Below are 16,952 nucleotides of genomic sequence, written 5' to 3'. Positions count from 1 at the left end.
TGGCGCCTCCCTGCGCCACCGCCACCCCTCCCCTGCCCGACGCCGCTACGGCGTCACCTGGCTGATCCGCGTCGACCAGTTGCCGAGCGCGGTGCGCGACCCCGCCGCCCCCGGGGAGGCAGCGCACGTGCCGAGCTTGTTGTCGCCGGTGGTGGCCCCGAAGAAGCGGCCGCCCCACGTCGTGTAGTCGCACGCGCTGGCGACGTACTCGCTGGCGATCCACACCGAGCCGCCGTCGACCGCGGCAGCGCCGTAGTCACCCCAGCGGGTGCGCGGCGGGTTGCCGACCTGGGACGTGTAGCTCGTGAACCCGTCGTCGGTGGCCTTGCCCTCCGCGGCGATCGAGATGGGCCCGGTGCCCGCGAGGGCGTCGATGGCGGCATACCCGGCGCTCGGGTACGTCGTCGCATCGGTGTAGCTGAACGCCATGACTCCGCGTCCGCTCGACGTGACGCCGATGGCCGGGTAGGTCAGGTCGGCCCCGGCCTTGCCGAGGTAGCCCTGCAGCGCCATCTTCGCCGACACGGAGCCGCCGGCGACCGACGGCTTGACGACGAACCACGCGATCCCGGCGCGCTGGGTGCCGCCGTCGGGGTTGAGCGCGGTGTCGAGGGCACCCCACAGCTTGCCGTTGGCATACATGACCTGCTGCATGCGGGTGTCGTTGGAGTCCGGCCTCGAGACGACCTCGTCGTGCGCCGGCTCACCAGCGAAGAGCAGCCTCCAGCACCCGGTGCCGGCGATGGTCGGCGTCGTCGTGTCGTTGATGCAGTAGCCCTGGGGCGTCGCCGTGGTCGGCGCGGTCCCGGCTCCGGGCTGCTTCGTCCTGGGCGGGATGGCGTACGTCTCCGACGGCACGACCTTGTTGCTGAGCGACAGCGAGGGCGTCGCCGAGGCGAGGGACGCCGTGTTGGTCAGCGCCCACACGACGACGGTGCTCGACACGTAGCTGCCGCCGGTGCCGTGGACGGGGTGGGTGGCCTCGTCGGCGGCCGTGGAGCTGAGGAGGTACTCCGTGCCGTTCGCCCCGAGCTCGTAGGAGCCCGTCCCGGGCGACTGGGCCGGCCAGACGGTGAAGCCCGGCTGCGTGGCACCCGCGTCACTCGGCAGCGGGACGGTGCCGGAGGTGTCGAGGTGCTGCATCGAGACGGTGGCGGCACCGGCCGCGAGCTGCGCCTTGGACAGGGCGTAGATCTGGGCGCCGGCGAAGCCGCTGCCGTTCCACGGGTAGGCGTTCGTCGTCACGTAGATGCCGTTGGCGTCGGCACCGATGTGCGGGTAGTCGCCGAGGTACGGTCCGGCGTTGCCGCCCGTGCCGCCGATGTCGGTGCCGTCGTTCGTCGCGTCGAACGTGAAGATGTTCCACGTGCCACGGGGGTCGGACGTCCGGCTCACGGCGATGTCGATGTGGTTCTGCAGGGTGAGGGCACCCGCAGGCGTCGTCTCGAGCGTCAGGACCGCGACGAAGAAGCGCTGGGTGGCGGCGTCGTAGAGGCAGACGGGGTCGGTGATGTTCTGGGCGCGTACGCCCGTGGCACGGTTGATCGCCGGGGCGTAGCCGAAGAACGAGTTGAGGTCGACGGCGTGGTGGACGTCGGTCGGGAAGCCGCTGACGACGTTGGTCGCCGTGTTGTCCGGCAGGACCGAGGAGCCCTGCTTGTCGTAGACGTTGAGCACGTCGTTGACGGCCTCGAGGACGTAGCCGTTGCCGACGCAGAGGGCCTGGTCCGGCGGCTCGACGGTGAACTGGTTGCCACCACGGGCATACCGCTGCTGGAAGAGGTTGAGACCCTCGAACGACGTCCCGAGCTGGGGGTTCGACTTGGCCTTCTGGCCGCTCCTGACGGAGATGCCGACCCCGCTGCCGTGACCGCTCGACAGGCTGCGGTCGGTGATGACGCCGGGGTAGGCGGGCGGCCCGGCGTCGCCGTCGGCCTCGTCGGGCTCACCCATGAACTCCTCGTCGGTGGCGTCGCCGCTGCCGGAGGGGGTGAAGGCCCCCGTCGCCGCGGCCGACGTGCCGACGAGGTGGGCGCTCGAGCCGGACTCGGCCTGGGCCTGGGTCGCCGGCAGCCCGAGGGCGGCGAGGGCGAGGATCGGGACGGAGATGGAACTGATGCGCATGAGGCGCGACCTACGTGAACCAGCCATGAGCTCCCCTTCGAGGAAGTGGAGCCCGTCCGGGGCATGGCCCGTCGCTGTCGGACGGTGGGCGGGCCGGGGGCGGGCGAGGGATGGACAAACGCGTGAGGGCCCTCGGCGCCGGGTCACTCGGCCTTGCACTCAGCACTCTTGCACCACCGCCCCGGGCCTGTCCACGGATTCGCCCGTTCCGCCTCACCCCTCGACGGGCACCGCCTCCGTCGCCCGCTCGATGACGTGGTCGACGATCCCGAACTCCACGGCCTGCTGTGCCGTCAGCACCTTGTCGCGGTCGGTGTCGAGGCGCAGCTGGTCGACCGAGCGGCCCGTGTGGCGGCTCAGCACCTCTTCGACCTGCGCCCGCACCCGGAGGAGCTCGTCGGCCTGCAGGGCGAGGTCGCTCACCGTCCCCTGAGCGCCGGCGGAGGGCTGGTGCAGCAGGACCCGGGAGTGACGCAGGGCGAAGCGGCGCCCCGGCTCCCCCGCCGCGAGCAGCACCGCCGCGGCGGAGGCCGCCTGTCCGAGGCAGTAGGTCGCGACCGGGGTCTGGACGAGCTGCATCGTGTCGTAGACGGCCATGAGCGCCGTGAACGAGCCACCCGGACTGTTGACGTAGAGCGACACCTCGCGGTCGGGGGCGACGTAGGAGAGGTGGAGCAGCTGGGCCATGACGACGTTGGCGACGCCGTCGTCGATCTCGGTGCCGACGAAGATGATCCGCTCCTGGAGCAGCCGGCTGTAGATGTCGAAGCTGCGCTCCCCCACCGGGGTGCGTTCGATGACGTAGGGGATCGTGTAGCTGCTCACCGGAGTCCCACCTTCCGCTCGGCGCCGCCGGGCCGGACGTCCGCGAGGGCGCTGACGACGTGGTCGACGATGCCGTATGCCGCCGCCTCCTCCGCGCTGAACCAGCGGTCGCGCTCGCTGTCCCGGGTGATCTGCTCGACGGACTGGCCCGTGTGCTCGGCCTGCAGCTCGTTGACCCGGCGCTTGACGGCCTTGAGGTTGGCGGCCTGGACCTCGACGTCGGCCGCCGTGCCCTGGATGCCCGCGGACGGCTGGTGCATCATGATCCGCGCGTTGGGCAGCGCGAAGCGCTTGCCGGGCGTGCCTGCGCCGAGGATGAACTGGCCCATCGAGGCCGCGAATCCCACTGCGAGAGTGGAGACGTCGTTGGGGATGAGGCGCATCGTGTCGTAGATGGCGAGGCCGGCGGTGACGGAACCGCCGGGGCTGTTGACGTAGAGGCTGATGTCGGCGCGGGGGTCGCGGGCCGAGAGCAGGAGCAGCTGGGCGGTGATCCGGTTGGCGATCGGGTCGTCGACCTCCGCCCCGAGGACGATGATCCGCTGGTGGAGCAGCTGCATCGACAGCTGGTCGTCGAGCGGCGAGGGCGTGAGTGGTTCGGTCATGCACCCAGCGTGACCCGACGGTCGCCGGATGGGAGTCCCCCTCTGCCACGGGCAGATTCGCCGACAGCGTATGCCGCCCTCCCGAAATCCCGTTGGCGCGCGCGATCCCGGGGCACGACGATGGGTCGCATGGCCGGAAAGACGTATCCAGACATGTGGGTGGACCCCGAGGACGACCCGCGGTCGCAGGAGGCGCTGCTCGCGGACGAGCGCACGACCCTGCTCGACTACCTCGCGAACTACCGCCTGACGCTCGAGATGAAGTGCGCCGGGCTCACCGCCGAGCAGCTCGCGACGCGGTCGGTGCCGCCGTCGACGCTCTCGCTGCTGGGACTCGTGCGACACATGGCCGCGGTGGAGCGGAACTGGTTCCGGCGGACGATGGCGGGCGAGGACGTCCCACGGCTCTACCGCACGCCGGACGACCGCGACGCCGACTTCAACGGGGCTGTCGGTGACGACGCCGTCGTCGAGGACGCGTGGGCACGATGGCGCGAGGAGGTGGCGTACGCCGAGGCCTTCGTGGAGCAGGCCGGCTCGCTCGACCTCGTCAGCGTCGACCCCAGCACGCGGATCAACCTGCGCGAGGTGATCGTGCACATGATCGAGGAGTACGCCCGTCACTGTGGCCACGCGGACCTGCTCCGGGAGTGCGTCGACGGCGCCACCGGCCAGTGAGCCGGGGGCGCCGTCGAGGTCAGGTCACGTCTGGAGGAAGTCCAGCAGCGCCCGGTTGAACTCGTCCGCGTGGCTCGTGTTGATGCCGTGCGGGCCGTCCTGGATGACGACGAGGTCGCTCTGCGCCAGCGCCTCGTGCGTCCGGCGGCCGGAGCCCTCGAAGGGCACGGTCACGTCGGAGTCGCCGTGGACGACGAGCGCCGGCGCGGTGATCGACGTCAGGTCGTCGCGGAAGTCGGTCGTGCCGAAGGCCTCCATGCACCCGAGGAGTGCCCGCTGGTCGGACTGCCGGCAGAGCGCGATCGCCTGCTGGCGCTGTTCCTCGGTGACCTTGAGCTCGCCGTTCGCCGAGAAGAACTGCGTCGTGAACTGGTCGAAGAAGGCGTCGCGGTCTCCCTTGGCCCCCTCCTCCATCTCCTTCGCCGCGTCCTCGGTCAGCGGACCGTCGGGGTTGTCATCGGTCTGGAGCAGGTAGGGCGGCACGGCCGCGGCGAAGACGACGCTGTGTAGGCGTCCCTCGCCGTGTCGGGCGACGTAGCGCGCCACCTCGCCGCCGCCCATCGAGAAGCCGACGAGCGTGACGTCACGCAGGTCGAGCGCCTCGAGGAGGCTCGCGAGGTCGTCGGCGAGGGTGTCGTACTCGTAGCCGCCGTGCGGCTTGTCGCTGTCGCCGAACCCCCGGCGGTCGTAGGTGATGACCCGGTAGCCGGCCTCGGAGAGGGCGGGCACCTGGTCGCTCCACGACGCGCCCGAGAGCGGCCAGCCGTGGATCAGCACGACGGGACGCCCGTCGCCGCCCGAGTCCTCGACGTGGATCTTGACGTCGTGGACCAGGCCCTGGTCTGCGGTGACGTCGGTCATGGACGTCTCCTTCCGGTTGGTGGCCCTCGTCCCTCACGAGGGCACCGGGGCCGTACCCGACGCGGCCCCGGCGAGAACGCCGTCGACTGGTGGCATGCTCTGACCATGGATGCCGACGTCGTCGTCGTGGGAGCCGGCCTGGCCGGTCTCGTCGCCACCGCTGAGCTGGCCGACCGTGGCAAGCGGGTCGTGCTCGTCGACCAGGAGGGCGAGCAGTCCCTCGGCGGCCAGGCCTTCTGGAGCTTCGGCGGCCTCTTCCTCGTCGACAGCCCCGAGCAGCGGCGGATGGGGATCAAGGACAGCCTCGAGCTCGCGACGCAGGACTGGATGGGCTCGGCCCAGTTCGACCGCGACGAGGACTTCTGGCCCCGCAAGTGGGCCGAGGCCTACCTCCACTTCGCCGCCGGAGAGAAGCGCGCGTGGCTGCACGAGCAGGGCCACCGCCTCTTCCCCGTCGTCGGCTGGGCCGAGCGCGGTGACGGCCGGGCCGACGGGCACGGCAACTCCGTGCCGCGCTTCCACATCACGTGGGGCACGGGTCCCGGGCTCGTCGAGCCCTTCGAGCGGCGGGTCCGCGCGGCCGTGGCGAGCGGCCGGGTCACCCTCGCCTTCCGCCACCGCGTCGACGAGCTCGTCGAGACCGCGGGCTCCGTTACCGGCGTACGCGGTCACCTCCTCGCGCCGGACGGCGCCGACCGGGGTCGGCCGAGTAGCCGCGAGGAGGTCGGCGACTTCGAGATCACGGCCCAGGCCGTGATCGTGACGAGCGGCGGCATCGGCGGCGACCACGACCTCGTGCGGCGAGCCTGGCCCGAGCGTCTCGGGTCGCCCCCGGCCCGCATGGTGGCCGGCGTGCCCGCCCACGTCGACGGTCGGATGCTCGGCATCACCCAGGCCGCCGGCGGCCACGTCATCAACCCCGACCGGATGTGGCACTACACCGAGGGGCTGCGCAACTGGGACCCCGTCTGGGACAACCACGGCATCCGCATCCTGCCCGGGCCCTCGTCGCTGTGGCTCGACGCGCGCGGTCGCCGCTTCCCGGCGCCCTACTTCCCCGGCTTCGACACGCTGGGCACCCTCGGCCACATCATGCGCAGCGGCCACGACTACTCGTGGTTCGTGCTGACCCAGCGCATCATCGAGAAGGAGTTCGCCCTCTCCGGCTCGGAGCAGAACCCCGACCTCACCGGCAAGGACGTCCGGCAGGTGCTCGGGCGGGCGCGCAAGGGCGCCCCCGCCCCGGTCGAGGCGTTCAAGCAGCACGGCGAGGACTTCGTCGTGGCCGACACGCTCGACGAGCTCGTCCGTGGCATGAACGCCCTGACCGGCGACGACCTCATCGACGTCGAGTCACTGCGGCGCACGATCGTCGCGCGCGACAACGAGATGGACAACGACTTCACCAAGGACGCCCAGGTCACCGCGATCCGTGGGGCTCGGAACTACCGCGGCGACAAGCTGATCCGCGTCGCGACACCGCACAAGCTGCTCGACCCGAAGGCCGGCCCCCTCATCGCGGTGCGGCTCAACATCCTGACCCGCAAGACGCTCGGCGGGCTCGAGACCGACCTCGCCGGCCGCGTGCTGCGTGCCGGCGGCGAGCCGCTGCCCGGGGTGTACGCCGCGGGCGAGGTGAGCGGCTTCGGCGGGGGCGGCATGCACGGCTACAACTCCCTCGAGGGCACCTTCCTCGGCGGCTGCCTCTTCAGCGGCCGCACCGCCGGGCGCTCGGTGGCCGCCGCGCTCTGACCGGGCCGGGTCGCGGCGAGCAGGACGGCCAGTCCCAGCGTCGCGAAGACCGCACCCACCCAGAGCGGGGAGGTCCAGCCGAGGCCGGCGCCGATGGCCAGACCCGAGACCCAGACGCCGAGGAAGTTGCCGACGTTGAAGGCCGCGATGTTGGCCGAGGACGCCAGGGTCGATGCCCCTGATGCGTGCTCGAGGACCCGCATCTGCAGGCCCGGCACGGTCGCGAAGCCGAAGAAGCCCATCGCGAGCAGCATCGCCGCGGAGCCCGCCATGCTGCCCGCGAGCAGGGCGAACGCGACGAGCGAGACGGCGAGCGCGAGCGTCAGCACGACGAGCGTCCGGGTCAGCGCACGGTCGGCCCACCGGCCACCGAGCAGGTTGCCGGCGAAGAGGCCGACCCCGAAGAGCACGAGCAGCCACGGCACCGCCGACTCGTCGAACCCGGTGACACGGGTCAGGAGCGGCTCGACGTACATGAAGGCGCCGAACATGCCGCCGAAGACGAGGACGGTCATCGCAAGCGAGAACCACACCTGACGGTTGCGGAAGGCGGCGAGCTCGGCGCGCAGCGTGGCCTGACCTCCGGCGGACTCACCGGCATCGGGCACGAGGAGCGCGATGCCCGCGGCCGCGACGACCCCCACGACGGCGATGAGCGCGAACGTCGCGCGCCAGCCCCACTGCTGTCCGACGAACGTCCCGAGCGGCACGCCGAGGACGTTGGCGAGGGTGAGCCCGCCGAACATGATCGAGATGGCGCCGGCCCGACGGTCCGCCGGGACGAGCGAGGCGGCGAGCACCGAGCCGATGCCGAAGAACGCACCGTGCGCGAGCGCCGCGACGACGCGACCGGCGAGCAGCATCCCGTAGCCGGAGGCCACGGCGGACAGGGCGTTGCCGACGACGAAGAGGACCATGAGCGCGAGGAGCGCGCGCTTGGGGCGCCAGGTCCCGAGGACCGGCGTCAGGCCCAGCGCGCCGACGACGACCGCGAGGGCGTAGCCGCTGATGAGGTAGCCGGCCGTGGGGATGCTGACCCCCATGTCGGTGGCGACCGTGCTGATGAGGCCGGCGATGACGAACTCCGTCAGGCCGATGCCGAAGCCGCCGAGGGCGAGGGCGATGAGACCGAGTTTCATTGGTGGTGCCTGTCCTTCCGGAACGGGGTGCGGTCGCCGGGCCGAGCCTCTCTGCTGTCGCCGGTATGCCGCGTGTGCAACTATGTGACCCGCCGGACGTTAGTTGCACACGCGGCATATTGCAAACGCGCGTTATGATGGGCCCATGGGTATCGCTGACTCCGCCGTCGAGGTGCGCGCCTCCGGGTGGCGCACCCTCGCTGCGCTGCACGGTCACATCGAGGGCGCCCTCGAGCGCGAGCTGGTCCGGCGCCACGAGCTGTCCGTCGTGGAGTTCACGGTGCTCGACGCGCTGTCGCGCCAGGACGGCTGGCACATGCGGATGAGCCAGCTGGCCCGCGCCGCTGCCCTCTCGTCCTCGGCGACGACCCGGCTCGTCAACCGGCTCGAGGACCGCGGCCTGCTGACGCGAGTGCTCTGCGCCGACGACCGGCGCGGCATCTACACCGAGCTCACCGAGGCCGGCTGGGCCCTCTACCGCGAGGCCGCGCCCACGCACGACGCCGTGCTCGAGGAGTCGCTCAGCAGCGCCGGCGAGGTGCCCGAGCTGTCAGCCCTCGTCGGGTTCCTGCACGGCGCGGCGGTCTGACCCGACGACTCCGTCGACGTCCTGCTCGACCTCGCCCGCGGCATACCTCGGGACGTAGCCCTGGCCGACGGCCCGGCGCCATCCCGGCGGACCCGACGCGACCGACCGCGCGAGGAGACGGTGCGCCACCGGCGCCAGGGCCCACGTGCCGAACCACACGACGACCACCCCGACCGCGAGGCCGGCGACGACGTCGTGCCAGTAGTGGGCACCGGTGAGCACCCGTGAGGCGCCGACCGCGAGCGCGAGCGGCACGACGAGCCGCCACCAGACCGGGGCGAGGACGACCACCGCCGTGGCGAGGGAGCCCGCGATGGTCGCGTGGTTGCTGGGCCACGACCAGTCACCGGCGGCGGGACACGACGCGACGGTCGGCACCGACAGCGTCCGGCACGGCCGCTCCTCGCGCACGAACCCCTTGACGACCTCGCTCAGGACGTAGGCGGCGACCGTCGAGACCGCGGCCACCACGGCGACCGCGAGGTGCTCCAGACCCGTGGAACGCGCGCGCCACGTGAGCACGACCGCGACGCCGGCGAGGACGACGAGCCCGAGCTCGCCCACGACCTCGAGGACACCGCCGACGACCGACGGCAGCGCCGCGGCGCCCGATGCGGTGGCGCTGTAGGTGGCGTCGCGGACGACGAAGAGCAGCGCGACCACGGCCACGACGACGGCGACGGTCGGCACGACGCCGGCAGCCCGTCCGCCGCCGGACCGCCGCCTGACGTCCATCGCGCTGTCAGCTGGAGAAGGCATGCGGACGACCGTAGGCGATGAAGATGAGAGCGACGAACGCTCAGAGCCGACCGCGCACGGGGGTGCGCTCCACCGGGTCTCCCCCGTCGGGCATGACCATCTCGGCGCGGACCCCGAGCAGCCGCACCTCGCGTGCGGGGTCGAGCGACTCGGCGAGGGCGACGGCGGCCTCGACGACGTCGGCCCGCTCGCTCGTCGGCGCCGGGAGCTTGCGGGCCTTCGTCTGCGTGAAGAAGGGCGCGTAACGCACCTTGAGGGTGACGCGGAAGACCGGCCGGCCCTCCTCGACGGTGTCGTCGAAGACCTGCGACGCGAGGTCGCGCACCGCCTCGCGCACCTCCTCGGGCGTGTTGAGGTTGCGCTGGAACGTCGTCTCACGACTGTGCCCGCGGGCGACCCACGGCGTGTCGTCGACGACGGCCGACCCGATGCCGCGCCCCAGCTGGGAGTACCAGACCCCCATGCGCGGACCGAACTCGCCGACGAGGACCGACTCGTCGGCGTCGGCCAGCTCGCGCACCGTGTGGATGTCGTGGCCGGCCAGACGCTTGGAGACCTTGGACCCGACGCCCCACAGGTCGATGGTCGGCCGGTCGCCCATGACCTCGAACCAGGTGTCGCGGGTGAGCCGGAAGACGCCGCGCGGCTTGCCGAAGCCGGTCGCGATCTTGGCCCGCACCTTGTTGTCACCGATGCCGACCGAGCAGTGCAGCGCCGTCGCGTCGAGCACCGCCGCGCGCACCCGGCCGGCGAACTCCTCGGGGTCGTCGGTGTCGACCCCGAGGAAGGCCTCGTCCCAGCCGAGCACCTCGACGACCGCGCCGAGGCCGCGCAGGGCGTCCATCACCTGCTCGGAGGCCTCGGTGTAGGCGGGGGCGTCGACGGGCAGGATCACCGCGTCGGGCACCTTGCGTGCGGCGAGGCGCAGCGGCATACCGGACCCGACGCCGAACGCACGGGCCTCGTAGCTCGCCGTGGACACGACGGCCCGCTCGGTGGGGTCGCCGCGGCCTCCGACGATGACCGGCAGGCCCGCGAGCTCGGGTCGGCGCAGCACCTCGACCGCCGCGATGAACTGGTCGAGGTCGACGTGCAGCACCCAGTGGGTGGGGCCCGCGCTCATCCAGTCATTGTGCCCGGAGGGTGTGACGGGCCGGCCGCTTCGGCTCCGTCAGCTGCGGGAGGAGCGGTCGCGCCGGCTCGGGCGGTGTGAGCGGTCGCCGACCGGCTTGCCGCCACGGAAGGTGTAGACCGCCGGACCGTCGGTCGACGCCTGGTCCATGTCGACGCCGTCGGGCGCCGCCTCGGCAAAGGCTCGGCGTGCGAGGCCCGGCGCGTCCTGCGTGTACGCGAGCTCGTCCTGCGGCTCGTCCGCGAAGCGGGGCGCGGGGCCGGCCGCGGCGTCCTGCTCGCGCGCGGCGAGCATGACGCCGTGGAAGAGCATGACGGCCGCGAGGGCGGTCAGCGCGAAGGCGGACACCGCGAGCGGCAGCCCGGTGTGCGCGCCACCGATCTCCGAACGGAGCAGGTGCAGGCCACCGGCGATCGCGCCCACGACCGCGGCACCGACGAACCAGATGATCGTGGCCCGGGTCATTGAATTCCCCACGAGGTCACTGTGGCACAGGTCCGGGCCACCGGAGAGCACCGCGATCGGGCGTGGCCCCGTGGCGGGGGCACCGGCGCCTCGGGGCAGGCCCGACGCGGACGGTCAGCGGGCCGCGAGGGTCGCGACACCCTGGTGGCGCGCCGTGTCGGCACGCATCCCGGGCGTCACCGAGAAGCCGGTGACCGACGTCGTCGCCGCCCCCGAGCCGCCGATGCCGGCGTCGGACAGCGTCGGGAGCGTGGCGTTCTTGTTCTTGGCGCCCTTGCTCTTGGCGCCCTTGCTCTGGGCGGAGCCCTTCTTCGAGTCCTTGGCGGCCTTGGAGGCCTTGGGGCTCTTCGGGTCCTTGCCGGCCTTGCCGGCCTTGTCGCCCTTGGGACCCTTCGGGTCCGTGCCCCCGGACGGTGCGACCGCGGCGGGGCTCAGCGCGTCGGGCTTGAGGGTCAGGGCCTGGCCGCTGACCGCGGGGCCCGAGGCGAGCACCGAGGCGTCAGCCCGGGGCGTGGGTGGCGGGGTCACGTCCGCGACGGAGACGGCCGACTCGTCCGACGCGGCCGACTCAGCCGACTCGGCCGACTCAGCGGGCTCGACCGGCGTCGGGCGGGCTGCCGCCGCCGGTGCATCGGTGGAGCGGACCGCGCGAACCGCGCGAGGCGAGGGGGCCACGGACGCGACGGAGGAGGACTGCGACGAGGGGACGGCGGCATACGCCGTGTGGCTGTCGGTGACCCGCTCGGAGCTGACCGGCACGGGCGCGCTCGGCAGGACCTCGACGCCGGGCCGGCGGTCGTGCGTCGCGACCGAGCCGACGATGAGGGCGGTGACGGCTGCACCGAGGAGCAGCCCGGCGCCGCGCTGGCCCCCGACCTGCGAGAGCGAGAGGTGGCCACGCACGAGGGCGGCGCTCGCCGCGAGCAGGGTCGAGACGCCGATGACGATGAGGCCGCCGGTCAGGCCGCCGACGAGGCAGCTGAAGAGGACGAGCGCACCGAGGACTGCGAAGCCCGCGAGCGCACCCTCGGGCACCCGTCGCGCGGGACGGTCGGCGAGCAGGTCGACCCGCTCGAGGTCGACCAGGGCGCTCGGACGGGTCGGCAGCGTGAACGAGGCTTCCTCGAGATCCGCCAAACGGGGCATTTCGGACGTCACGTCGTCAGTGTGGTCCATCGAGGCCCGGGTGTGGGGCTCCGACTCGTCCCCGGACCGGCGGACGCCGACATGTCCGGCTCGTCCCGGACGGGCGCTCGAGCCGGCGGCCGCCCAGAGCTGCCACCCACGGGGAGGCACGGGCCAGGACGGGTCGGGCAGCCAGCGCTCGGGGTCACCGTCGGCGACGGACCGTGAGCCGTGGCGCAACGGGTCGCCGTGCGTGGGCGTCATGCTCGTCGTCACCGGACTCACCACTCCTGCTGTTCGCGGGGCCTGCTCGAGGGGCCTACGCGAGAACAGTACGACGTAAAGTCACGTTTTGTACCGCAAATAGTAAAAGACGGGCAAAGTGCTCCTTTACCCTGCGCCGTCCGACGGTCGGACCGGGTGCAGCCCGCCGGTGAGCCACGCCGGCGTCTGGTCGGCGAAGTGCGGGTCGCGGGCGTCGCCGCTCGCCCCGAAGGGCACGACCCAGCGGCTCGCGTCACGGTCGGCGAGGTCCCACACGTAGCGCGCCACCGGTCCGCCGTAGCAGTGGTCGGTGACGCCCGGGGCGCTGGCCGCGGCGAGGACGCAGCCCTTGTCGCCGCCGACGGGGTCGCGCCGGACCCGGGGCGCCCGCCCCGTCGCGTCGAGCGCGTGCACCGGGTCGAGCCAGTGCCGCTCGCCCCACGTCCCCAGCGCGTCGCGCTGCGCCGCGACGCGGTCGAGCGCCACGCGTACGCCCTCGTCCACGTCGATGCCGTAGGCCGTCCCGAGGTGCGCCATCGAGTGCCAGCCCACCCCGATCTGCGTCACGACGTCGGTCCACGCCGTGAAGATGCGTGAGTGACCGCTCGGCTCGTGCAGCGCCGCGAGCGCCGGGTGCTCGGAGAACCACCGCACGAGCGCCGTGCGCCAGGCGGCGAAGAGCGCCGCGCCACGGCTGCCGGTGTCGCTGTGGCCGTCCCACGCGAGCAGCTCGGAGCGCACGTCGGCGGCGGCGCCCGAGACGTCGGCCGCCTCGACGAGCTCGCGCATGAGGTCGGCCTGTCCGTTGCGGGTGTCGACGTGGATCTCCGCACAGTCGTCGACGGTCAGCCGCTCCCCCGACTCGATGAGCTCGCGGATGCGGCCGGCCCGGAAGGGTGTCGCGTACTCCACCCCGAGACCGCCGCCGCTGGCCCGGTCGTTGGCGCTGACCATGACGTCCTGCACGTCGACGGCAGGTCCGCGCCGGTAGCCGTGCCACACGTGTCGCGGGTCCCAGGCGGGCACGGGCAGCACCGCGCCGACCTCGTCGCGCTCGGGCACGCGGCCGACGACGAGGTGGCGGACGCGACCCGTGTCGTCGGCGACGAGGGCACTGTTGACCGGCTCGACCCAGCGCGACAGGGCCTCCTCGACGTCGGCGACCGTCCGCGCGCGGAGCAGGGGCAGCAGGGCGCCGAAGCCGAGGTCCTCCTCGACGTGGGTGGGCGTGCGGAGGCTGTGCGCGGCCGGGTGGGCCCGCCGCGGCTGGACGCTCTCGTCGGTCCACTGCGGCGGCGCCTCGGCCTCGGCGACGAGCCGCTCGATCTCGGCCTCGAGGCCCGTGACGATCGGCCCGCGTGAGGTGACGACGACGGGGACGGTCACGTCGGCCTCGCCCCGCACCCTCAGCGTCTCCGTCGTGGAGCGCACCGGCTCCCACCCGTCGATGCCGCGCGCCTTGAGCAGCGGCGACCCGTCGGGCCCGTGACCGACGTGACCGAGCGACTCCAGCGTCAGGTCCTGGTAGTCGGCCATCGCGTTCGTGATGCCCCACGCGACGGTGCCCGTGTGGGCGAAGTGCTGCACGCCCGGCACCCCGGGGAAGGTGAAGCCGACGACGTCGAACTCGGGACAGGCGAGGCCGACCTGCTGGTAGCAGCCGGGCAGCTCGATCGTGCGGTGCGGGTCGCCGGCGACGAGCGGCAGCCCGCTCGCCGTCCGGTCCCCACCGACGACCCACGCGTTGCTCCCCGAGGCCTCCGCCCGCTCGACGCCCTCGGCGTTGAACATCGCGAGGGCGTCGGCGCCGAGGCGGTCGGCGACGTGGGCGTTGAAGAGCTTGGCCGGAAAGGTCCCGAAGAGCAGGTGGATGCCCCAGAAGATGCCGAGGGGTGTCCACGGCTCCCACCGACGGGGCGCGGCGGCATACGACTGGAGCCCGAGCAGCGCGACCTCGGGCGTCCCCGCGAGCCCCTGGGCGAGCGTGTCGTTGACGCCGTCGACGTAGGCCGTCAGCCACGTCCGCGTCTCGCGGTCGAGCCGCTCGAAGCAGCGCCGCACCGTCGGCTCGAGCAGCACCTGCCGGGCGAACCGGTCCCAGGGGAGCCCGTCGGGGCCGACGTACTCGGCCGTGCGCCCCTCCATCCGCCAGCGGTGGTGCTCGATCTGCCACCCTCGGTCGAGGGCGGTGATGCGCCCCTGGAGGCGGGCCAGCTCAATGACGTCGCCGGCCCGCAGGTGCGGGACCCCGACGGCGTCACGTCGCACCTCGGCGGGCATCGGGGCGCGGGACACGGCGGATCTCCTTCGACCTCGGGACTTCTCGGACGGGCGTGGCGACGACTGCCCGGCTAGTCGTTGCGCGAGAACTTGCTCTCGATCTCCCGGAGGAAGGCGTCGGAGATCCGACGGTACTGCTGGAGCGTCAGCGTGATGGGGGCGCCGACCTCGAGGCCGAGGATGCTGTGCGCCGGGTCGAGCCGGATCTGGGGGTCGGCCATGACGGTGCCGCCGTTCTCCATGAGCGAGCGCGCGAGCACCCGCACCTCGTTGAGCGCGTTGCCGTCCTTGCCCTCGACGCCGCGCAGGCGGTGGACGAAGTAGCCGTCGAGGACGATGAGCATGTTGTTGAAGTACTCGTACTCCAGCGACTCGAGCGCGCCCTCGAGGTGGGAGACGTCGGCGTCACCGTGGTCGCGCGCGGCCTGCGCAACCTCGTGGAACATCACGACCTGGGTCTCGACCCGCGACCGGCAGGCGTCGATGTAGTCCTGCTCGTACTCCTTCATCCCCAGCATGGAGCCAGCCTAGCGAGCAACTCGGCCACTAGGTTTGGCTCATGGCAGCGCGGGAACGGAACGTGCTCGGTGGTGAGCTCGAGGCGTGCGGCACCGACCCGGTGACCGGCTTCTACCGCGACGGCTACTGCACGACGGGGCCCGAGGACCGGGGCAGCCACACCGTCTGCGTCGTCGTCACGACCGAGTTCCTCGAGCACCAACGCAGCGTCGGCAACGACCTCGTGACCCCACGTCCGGAGTGGCGCTTCCCCGGCCTGACGCCGGGCGACCGGTGGTGCGTCGTCGCGAGCCGCTGGCTCGAGGCGCACCAGGACGGCGCCGCGGCGCCGGTCTTCCTCGCGGCCACGCACGAGCGGGCGCTCGAGGTCGTGCCGCTCCAGCTGCTCCAGTCGTATGCCGCCGACATCCCGGACGACCCGAGCTCGCTTCTCTGACGGCGACGTCCGTCGATCCGGCGAACACGGGTGCAGGTGAGGGCGGCTGCCGTCGACGGTGACGGGGTGCCCGACAGCCGGTGATACTGACGGGATGAGCGATCCCCACGTGCTCGCACCGGGCACGGCGCCGACCCCGTTCACGGCCGACGAGATCCGGGCGGGGTGCCCCGACGGGCGCACCATCACCCTCCTCGTCGAGCCCGCCGACGGGCCCCCGTGGCAGCGCGTCAACCGGTTCGTGGCCCCCGACGAGGAGGGGGCGACGCTGCAGCGCTGGAGGATCGGGCCCGACGGCCGGCGCGTCGGCGAGATCGAGGAGGCGCGCACGACCTGGCTCGAGCTCCAGGGACACGCGTCCTTCCCCGAGTCCCTCGTGACGATCGCCGCCGACCCGGTGGAGCTGCCGCTCGGCACCGTCGACGCGCTGCGCTACACCGTCGACGACGGCGAGGCCGGCCGCGCGACCTTCTGGTTCGCCCCGGCCTACCCCGGCATGCCGGTCCGCTACGAGACCCCCGCCGAGGGCGGCGGGACCGACCGCACGACGATGGTCGGCAACGAGCTGCCGTGACGACGAGCCCAGACGAGCTCCCGGACGACTCCCCCGCGCTCGAGGCCGACTGCTCCCGGTGCTTCGGCCTCTGCTGCGTCGCGCTCCCCTTCGCCCGGTCGGCGGACTTCCCCGTCGACAAGGCGGGCGGCGAGCCGTGCCGCAACCTCCTCGCCGACCACCGGTGCGGCATCCACGACCGGCTGCTCGAGGGCGGGTGGCGCGGGTGCGTGACGTTCGACTGCTTCGGGGCGGGCCAGCAGGTCTCGCAGGTCACCTTCGGCGGCGTCTCGTGGCGCGAGGCCCCCGAGACCGCCCCGACGATGTATGCCGTCCTGCCCGTCATGCGACAGCTGCACGAGATGCTCGCCCACCTGGGCGACGCCCTCGCGCTCGACCCGGACGAGGCGACGCGCGCCGGGCTCACGGCGGCCGCCGAGGAGGTCAGGACGTCGACGGCGGGCTCCCCCGACGAGCTGCTCGCCGTGGACCTCGTCGCCGTGCGGTCCCGCGTCGGTGGCCTGCTGCGGACCGCGAGCGCCACGGCACGCGACCGGCGGAGGCGGCGTGACGGCATACGCACTCCTCCTCGACGGCTGCGGGCCGGGGCCGACCTCGTCGCCGCGGACCTGCGCGGCCGCGACCTGCGCACGGCCGACCTCCGGGGCGCGCTGCTCATCGCGGCCGACCTACGGGACGCCGACCTGCGGTGGGCCGACCTGCTCGGCGCCGACCTGCGCGACGCCGACCTGCGCGGGGCACGGCTCGACGGAGCGCTCTTCCTGACGCGCCCGCAGCTCGCGGCGGCGCGCACCTGATCGGACGATTCGCGCATTCGCTCCCACG

17 protein-coding genes are annotated in these 16,952 nt (G+C 72.9%); 6 read left to right on the top strand and 11 right to left on the bottom strand.

What is annotated here, in order from left to right; genetic code table 11:
* Positions 1 to 45 precede the first annotated feature (45 nt).
* The 3 genes from ACSQ2D_RS01960 to ACSQ2D_RS01950 all read right to left on the bottom strand — a co-directional run bounded on the left by ACSQ2D_RS01960 (position 46) and on the right by ACSQ2D_RS01950 (position 3,554).
* Entirely contained in the window at positions 46 to 2,124 is a 2,079-nt protein-coding gene (locus ACSQ2D_RS01960) for a hypothetical protein (protein WP_435984343.1), read from the bottom strand.
* 213 nt (positions 2,125 to 2,337) lie between these two features.
* Positions 2,338 to 2,949 carry a ClpP family protease gene (locus ACSQ2D_RS01955; protein ID WP_435984342.1) on the bottom strand — a complete coding sequence of 204 codons (612 nt, stop codon included), beginning with the start codon at positions 2,947 to 2,949 and terminating at the stop codon, positions 2,338 to 2,340.
* The gene (locus ACSQ2D_RS01950) at positions 2,946 to 3,554 is read right to left on the bottom strand and encodes an ATP-dependent Clp protease proteolytic subunit (RefSeq protein ID WP_435984341.1); all 609 of its coding nucleotides are present in this window, start codon (positions 3,552 to 3,554) and stop codon (positions 2,946 to 2,948) included. The genes ACSQ2D_RS01955 and ACSQ2D_RS01950 overlap by 4 nt, the downstream gene beginning before the upstream one ends.
* 129 nt (positions 3,555 to 3,683) lie before the next feature.
* Here ACSQ2D_RS01950 and ACSQ2D_RS01945 point away from each other — a divergent pair, with 129 nt between their 5' ends.
* Complete coding sequence (locus ACSQ2D_RS01945; protein WP_435984340.1) at positions 3,684 to 4,232, top strand: DinB family protein; 549 nt, start codon at positions 3,684 to 3,686, stop codon at positions 4,230 to 4,232.
* Positions 4,233 to 4,256: 24 nt separating this feature from the next.
* Here ACSQ2D_RS01945 and ACSQ2D_RS01940 read toward each other — a convergent pair whose 3' ends face one another.
* Positions 4,257 to 5,093 carry an alpha/beta fold hydrolase gene (locus ACSQ2D_RS01940; RefSeq protein ID WP_435984339.1) on the bottom strand — a complete coding sequence of 279 codons (837 nt, stop codon included), beginning with the start codon at positions 5,091 to 5,093 and terminating at the stop codon, positions 4,257 to 4,259.
* Between the two features lie 105 nt (positions 5,094 to 5,198).
* Between ACSQ2D_RS01940 and ACSQ2D_RS01935 the strand changes: the two genes are divergently transcribed.
* Positions 5,199 to 6,845, top strand: a complete 1,647-nt coding sequence (locus tag ACSQ2D_RS01935; protein ID WP_435984338.1) for an FAD-binding dehydrogenase — start codon at positions 5,199 to 5,201, stop codon at positions 6,843 to 6,845.
* Here ACSQ2D_RS01935 and ACSQ2D_RS01930 read toward each other — a convergent pair.
* Positions 6,761 to 7,984 carry an MFS transporter gene (locus ACSQ2D_RS01930; protein ID WP_435984337.1) on the bottom strand — a complete coding sequence of 408 codons (1,224 nt, stop codon included), beginning with the start codon at positions 7,982 to 7,984 and terminating at the stop codon, positions 6,761 to 6,763. The genes ACSQ2D_RS01935 and ACSQ2D_RS01930 overlap by 85 nt on opposite strands.
* 145 nt (positions 7,985 to 8,129) lie before the next feature.
* On the opposite strand from ACSQ2D_RS01930, the gene ACSQ2D_RS01925 reads away from it, so the two are divergent.
* Positions 8,130 to 8,573 carry a MarR family winged helix-turn-helix transcriptional regulator gene (locus ACSQ2D_RS01925; protein WP_435984336.1) on the top strand — a complete coding sequence of 148 codons (444 nt, stop codon included), beginning with the start codon at positions 8,130 to 8,132 and terminating at the stop codon, positions 8,571 to 8,573.
* Here the strand turns inward: ACSQ2D_RS01925 and ACSQ2D_RS01920 are convergent.
* From ACSQ2D_RS01920 to ACSQ2D_RS01895, 6 genes are all read right to left on the bottom strand, one after another.
* The gene (locus ACSQ2D_RS01920) at positions 8,535 to 9,332 is read right to left on the bottom strand and encodes a phosphatase PAP2 family protein (RefSeq protein WP_435984335.1); all 798 of its coding nucleotides are present in this window, start codon (positions 9,330 to 9,332) and stop codon (positions 8,535 to 8,537) included. The genes ACSQ2D_RS01925 and ACSQ2D_RS01920 overlap by 39 nt on opposite strands.
* Before the next feature lie 40 nt (positions 9,333 to 9,372).
* The gene (locus tag ACSQ2D_RS01915; RefSeq protein WP_435984334.1) at positions 9,373 to 10,455 is read right to left on the bottom strand and encodes a DNA polymerase IV; all 1,083 of its coding nucleotides are present in this window, start codon (positions 10,453 to 10,455) and stop codon (positions 9,373 to 9,375) included.
* A 48-nt stretch (positions 10,456 to 10,503) separates the two neighbouring features.
* The gene (locus tag ACSQ2D_RS01910; RefSeq protein WP_435984333.1) at positions 10,504 to 10,941 is read right to left on the bottom strand and encodes a hypothetical protein; all 438 of its coding nucleotides are present in this window, start codon (positions 10,939 to 10,941) and stop codon (positions 10,504 to 10,506) included.
* Positions 10,942 to 11,043: 102 nt separating this feature from the next.
* The gene (locus tag ACSQ2D_RS01905) at positions 11,044 to 12,330 is read right to left on the bottom strand and encodes a hypothetical protein (RefSeq protein ID WP_435984332.1); all 1,287 of its coding nucleotides are present in this window, start codon (positions 12,328 to 12,330) and stop codon (positions 11,044 to 11,046) included.
* A 114-nt stretch (positions 12,331 to 12,444) separates the two neighbouring features.
* Positions 12,445 to 14,613: a penicillin acylase family protein gene (locus ACSQ2D_RS01900; RefSeq protein WP_435984331.1), complete on the bottom strand. Its 2,169-nt coding sequence runs from the start codon at positions 14,611 to 14,613 to the stop codon at positions 12,445 to 12,447.
* 56 nt (positions 14,614 to 14,669) lie between these two features.
* Positions 14,670 to 15,116, bottom strand: a complete 447-nt coding sequence (locus ACSQ2D_RS01895) for a hypothetical protein (RefSeq protein ID WP_435984330.1) — start codon at positions 15,114 to 15,116, stop codon at positions 14,670 to 14,672.
* A 41-nt stretch (positions 15,117 to 15,157) separates the two neighbouring features.
* On the opposite strand from ACSQ2D_RS01895, the gene ACSQ2D_RS01890 reads away from it, so the two are divergent.
* From ACSQ2D_RS01890 to ACSQ2D_RS01880, 3 genes are all read left to right on the top strand, one after another.
* Positions 15,158 to 15,553 (top strand): DUF2237 family protein, encoded by a 396-nt coding sequence (locus tag ACSQ2D_RS01890; RefSeq protein WP_435984329.1) that lies wholly within the window; start codon positions 15,158 to 15,160, stop codon positions 15,551 to 15,553.
* A 94-nt stretch (positions 15,554 to 15,647) separates the two neighbouring features.
* Complete coding sequence (locus ACSQ2D_RS01885) at positions 15,648 to 16,127, top strand: hypothetical protein (RefSeq protein WP_435984328.1); 480 nt, start codon at positions 15,648 to 15,650, stop codon at positions 16,125 to 16,127.
* The gene (locus ACSQ2D_RS01880) at positions 16,124 to 16,924 is read left to right on the top strand and encodes a pentapeptide repeat-containing protein (protein ID WP_435984327.1); all 801 of its coding nucleotides are present in this window, start codon (positions 16,124 to 16,126) and stop codon (positions 16,922 to 16,924) included. Before ACSQ2D_RS01885 ends, ACSQ2D_RS01880 begins: the two co-directional genes overlap by 4 nt.
* Positions 16,925 to 16,952 lie beyond the last annotated feature (28 nt).

Origin of the sequence: Terrabacter sp. LjRoot27 (genome assembly GCF_964254175.1) — a bacterium.
Taxonomy (GTDB): domain Bacteria; phylum Actinomycetota; class Actinomycetes; order Actinomycetales; family Dermatophilaceae; genus Terrabacter.
The sequence above is the reverse complement of the archived record's forward strand: the minus strand, read 5'-3'. Positions and strand labels throughout refer to the sequence as shown.